Genomic DNA, 5,104 nt, shown 5'->3' with positions numbered 1-5,104 from the left:
GCCGGTTACTGGTATGACAACCTGCGGCAGACGGTGCAGTTCGATGCGGCCGTGCGGGTCGCCGTCGCGGCGGGTCACACGACGTTTGTGGAGATCTCTCCGCATCCGGTGCTGACCATGCCGGTCACGGCGATCCTGGACGACGCCGGCGTCACCGGCCACATCCTGGGCAGCCTGCGGCGGGGCGACGACGACCCGACGCGGCTGCTGACGAACCTGGCTACCGCGCACGCCATCGGCCTGCCCGTCGACCTGACCGCCGTCCTCGCCGAGACCGACGCCGTCGACCTGCCCACCTACGCCTTCGACCGGGACCGGTTCTGGCCGACCGCGACGACCGCGCAGGGTGGCGCCGACGAGACCCCGAGCGGCGTCGACTCCGCCTTCTGGGCGGCCGTCGAGAGTGAGGACCTGGCCGCGCTCGCGGAACTCACCGCGCAGAGCGCGACGGAGTCCCTGGAACGGCTGGGCGCGGCCCTGCCGTTGCTCGCCTCGTGGCGGCGGCAGCAGCGGGAACGGTCCACCCTGGACGACTGGCGGTACCGGAGCGTCTGGCAGCCGTACACCGGGACGCCGGTCAGCTTCCTCCCCGGTGCCTGGTGGGTCGTCGCGGACGAGCGGCACCCGGAGGAGGGCGAGGCCGCGGTCGTCGAGCTGGCCCGCCGAGGCGCCGACGTCCGGCTGGTGCTGCTGCCGGAGGACCTGACCGACCGGGCCGCCCTGGCCGCGCACCTGACCACCGCGACGCGCACCGCCGACGGCGGACCCGCCCCGGTGGACGGCGTGCTGTCGCTGCTCGCCCTCGCCGACGGCGCGGTCGACGACACCCAGCCGGTGCCGCCGTTCCTCGCCCGGTCCCTGGCGCTGGTCCAAGCCCTCGGCGACCTCGACGTCGCCGCGCCGCTGTGGTGCGTCACCCGGGGCGCCGCCGGCACCACCCGGGGCGGGGCCCCCGGTCGACCGGAGCAGTCGCTGCTCTGGGGCCTCGGCCGGGTCGTGGCCCTGGAACACCCACAGCGATGGGGCGGGCTGGTCGACGTCCCGGCCACCCTCGACGACCACGGTTGGGACCTGCTCTGCGCCGCGCTGGCCGGCCTCGACGGCGAGGACCAGCTCGCCGTCGACGGCGCCACCATCCTGGTACGCCGGCTGGTGCGGGCGCCCGGCGGTGACACCGCCACCGACGAGGCCGGCTACCCGGGCACCACGCTGGTCACCGGCGGCACCGGCGCGCTCGGCGTGGAGGTGGCCCGCTGGCTGGCCGCCCGCGGCGCCGAGCACCTGCTGCTGGTGAGCCGTCGGGGAGCGGACGCCCCGGGCGCCACCGAGCTGGTCCGGGAGCTGACCGAGGCCGGCAGCCGGGTGACCGTCGCGGCCTGCGACGTGGCCGACCGGGCGGCGCTGGCCAAGCTGCTCGACGAGGTGCCCGCCGACGCGCCGCTGACGAGCGTGGTGCACGCGGCCGGCGTGCTCGACGACGGCGTGCTCGACGGCCTCACCGCCGACCGGCTCGCCACCGTCCTGCGGCCCAAGGTGCTCGGCGCGCTGCACCTGCACGAGCTGACCGTCGGGCGGGAACTGCGCGCGTTCGTGCTGTTCTCCGCGATGGCCGGCCAGCTCGGTGCCGCCGGCCAGGGCAGCTACGCAGCCGCCAACGCCTACCTCGACGCCCTCGCCGAGCAGCGGCACCGCCAGGGACTGCCGGCCACCTCGATCGCGTGGGGTCCCTGGGCGGCCGGCGGGATGGCCGCCACCGACCAGGCGGTGGAGGAGCGTCGCCGGCGCACCGGGGTCGCCCGCCTCGACACCGAGCCCGCCCTCACCGCGCTCGCGCGGTGCGTCGCGGGAGGCGAGCCGGCGACGCTGGTGGCCGCCATCGACTGGGTCCGGTACGTGCCCGGCTTCGTCGCCGTCCGGCCCAGCGCGCTCATCGAGGGCGTGGCCGAGGCGCGCCGGGCCGCCGCCGAGCGGACCGACGACAGCGGCGTGTCCGCGGAGTCGCTGGCCGCGCTGCTCGCCGGCCAGACGGACGCCGAGCGGCGCAAGACCCTCCTCGAACTGGTGCGTGGCCAGGCCGCTGCGGTGCTCGGGCACGCCTCGATCGACGCCGTGGAGCCGGACCGGGCGTTCCGGGAACTCGGCTTCGACTCGCTGACCGCCGTGGAGCTGCGCAACCGGCTCACCGCGGCGACCGGCGTCCGGCTGCCCGCCACGGTGGTCTTCGACTACCCGACCGCCGCCGGGCTGGCCGACTACGTGCGGGCCGCGATCGTCGACGGCGGGGTGGTCGGGGTCGCGCCGGTCTTCGGCGAGCTGGACAGGTTGGAAGCGGCGCTCTCCGGCTCGGCGCCGGACCGCAGCGCCCGGATTCGGATCACCGAGCGGCTGCGGGCGCTGCTGGCCTCCCTCAACGAGGCCGACGCGCCGGCGGACGGCGACACCGTCGCCGAGAAGCTCCAGGACGCGACGCCGGATGAGGTCTTCGACTTCATCGACCGCGAGCTGGGGATGTCCTGACGTGATCGCTGCTGCGACGACGGGTCAACACAAGGAGTGCGCGGTCCATGGCTGACGAGGCGAAGCTTCTCGACTACCTCAAGCGGGTCACCGCTGACCTGCATCAGGTGCGGCAGCGCCTGCGTGAGGTGGAGGCCGGCGAACAGGAACCGGTCGCCATCGTCTCCATGAGCTGCCGATTCCCGGGCGGCGTGCGGTCGCCGGAGGACCTGTGGGAGGTGGTCGCGTCCGGCCGGGACGCGGTCACCGACTTCCCGGAGGACCGGGGCTGGGACCTCGGGTCGTTGTACGACGCCGACCAGGAGCAGGGCGGCCCCGGCACGTCGTACACCCGCCAGGGTGGCTTCGTCCACGACATGCCCGACTTCGACCCGGGCTTCTTCGCGATCTCCCCCCGGGAGGCCCTGGCGATGGACCCGCAGCAGCGCTGGCTGCTGGAGACCTCGTGGGAGGTCCTCGAACGGGCCGGCATCGACCCGCACTCGCTGCGCGGCAGCCGCACCGGCGTCTTCGCCGGCAGCACCGGGCAGGACTACGGCACCGTGCTGATGGGTGCCGCGCAGGGCCTGGAAGGGCACCTGATGACCGGCAACGCCGGCAGCGTCGTCTCCGGCCGGATCGCCTACACCTTCGGCCTGGAGGGGCCGGCGGTCACCATCGACACCGCCTGCTCGTCCTCCCTGGTCGCGCTGCACCTCGCCGGGCAGGCGCTGCGGCAGCGGGAGTGCACCCTGGCCATCGTCGCCGGCGTCACCGCCATGTGCACCCCGGCCGCCTTCGTCGAGTTCTCCCGGCAGCGCGGCCTCGCCGCCGACGGCCGGTGCAAGGCGTTCGCCGCCGCCGCCGACGGCACCGGCTGGTCCGAGGGCGTCGGCGTGCTGCTCCTGGAGCGGCTGTCGGACGCGCAGCGCAACGGCCACCCGATCCTCGCCGTGGTGCGGGGCAGCGCCGTCAACCAGGACGGCGCGTCCAACGGCCTGAGCGCCCCGAACGGGCCGTCCCAGCAGCGGGTCATCCAGCAGGCTCTGGCCAACGCCGGTCTCGCCGCGGGCGGCGTGGACGTGGTGGAGGCGCACGGCACCGGCACCCGACTCGGCGACCCGATCGAGGCGCAGGCGCTGCTGGCCACGTACGGGCAGGACCGGGGCGACGCGGCACCGCTGCTGCTCGGGTCCGTGAAGTCGAACATCGGCCACGCCCAGGCCGCTGCCGGCGTCGCCGGTGTGATCAAGATGGTCATGGCGATGCGGCACGGCGTCGTGCCGCCGACCCTGCACGTGGACGAGCCGACCCCCGAGGTCGACTGGTCGGCCGGCGCCGTCTCGCTGGTGACCGAGGCGACGCCGTGGCCGGCGACGGACCGGCCGCGCCGCTCGGCCGTGTCCTCGTTCGGGGTGTCCGGCACCAACGCGCACACCATCCTGGAGCAGGCCCCGGTGCCGCAGCCCGCGCCGGCCGCCGCCGCACCGGCCGTCGAGCGGCCGGTCGTCCCCGTGCTGGTGTCGGCCCGGGACGCCGCCGGCCTCGCCGGGCAGGCGCAGCGCTGGGCCGCCCGGCTGGCCGCCGACGAGACCCTGCGTCCCCTCGACGTGGCCTTCTCGTCGGTCACCTCCCGGTCCACCCTGGACCACCGGGCCGTGGTGCCGGCCACCGGCCGTGACGACCTGCTCGCCGGGCTCCGGGCGCTTGCGTCCGGCGAGCCGTCGGGCGTGGTGGTCGCGGGCCAGGCCGGCGGCCGGGGCTCGCTGGCGGTGCTGTTCTCCGGTCAGGGCGCGCAGCGTGCGGGCATGGGCCGGGAGTTGTCGGCCGAGTTCCCGGTCTTCGCCGCCGCGTTGGACGAGGTGTGCGCGCAGCTCGATCCGCTGTTGCCGCGTCCGCTGCGGGAGGTGCTGTTCGCCGACGCGGGCACCCCGGAGGCGGACCTGCTGGACCAGACCGTCTTCACCCAGGCGGGCCTGTTCGCGGTCGAGGTGGCGTTGTTCCGCCTGGTGGAGTCGTTCGGTGTGGTGCCGGACTTCGTGGGCGGTCACTCGATCGGTGAGATTACGGCCGCGCACGTGGCCGGGGTGCTGTCCCTCGCCGACGCCGCCGCGTTGGTGGCGGCGCGGGGTCGGTTGATGCAGGCGCTTCCGGCCGGCGGCGGGATGCTCGCCGTGGCCGCTGCCGAGGCGGCTGTGGTCGAGTCGATTGCCGGCCTCACGGATCGGGTCGGGATCGCGGCTGTCAACGGGCCGACATCGGTCGTGGTGTCCGGCGCGGTCGACGCCCTCGACGGCATCGAGCGGACCTGGAAGGAGCGAGGCGTCCGGACCCGCCGCCTCACCGTCAGTCACGCGTTCCACAGTCCGTTGATGGAGCCGATGCTGGCTGAGTTCCGGGCGGTCCTGGGCGGGTTGACGTTCGCGGCGCCGTTGCTGCCGGTGGTGTCGAACGTGACCGGTGCCCTGGCCGAGGGCGACGAGATTCGCACGGTCGACTACTGGGTGCGGCACGTCCGTGAGGCGGTGCGGTACGCCGACGGGGTCGCCGCGCTGCGCGCCGCTGGTGTGGACACGTTCCTGGAGGTGGGTCCGCAGAGTGTGCTGAC

At 75.1% G+C, this 5,104-nt stretch carries 2 protein-coding genes; both read left to right on the top strand.

Going from position 1 to position 5,104, the window contains the following annotated elements:
* Positions 1-2,517 (top strand): SDR family NAD(P)-dependent oxidoreductase (locus tag AB0G14_RS34590; protein ID WP_357704826.1); only part of this gene is annotated, 2,517 nt, incomplete at its 5' end.
* Between the two features lie 47 nt (positions 2,518-2,564).
* Positions 2,565-5,104, top strand: a 2,540-nt coding sequence (locus tag AB0G14_RS34585) for a type I polyketide synthase (RefSeq protein WP_357704824.1), incomplete at its 3' end; no start/stop codon positions are given.

The organism is Micromonospora sp. NPDC023814 (assembly GCF_040639595.1).
In the GTDB taxonomy this organism is placed as follows: Bacteria; Actinomycetota; Actinomycetes; order Mycobacteriales; family Micromonosporaceae; genus Micromonospora.
Note: the sequence above shows the minus strand (reverse complement) of the source record. Positions and strands in the feature narration are given on the sequence as shown.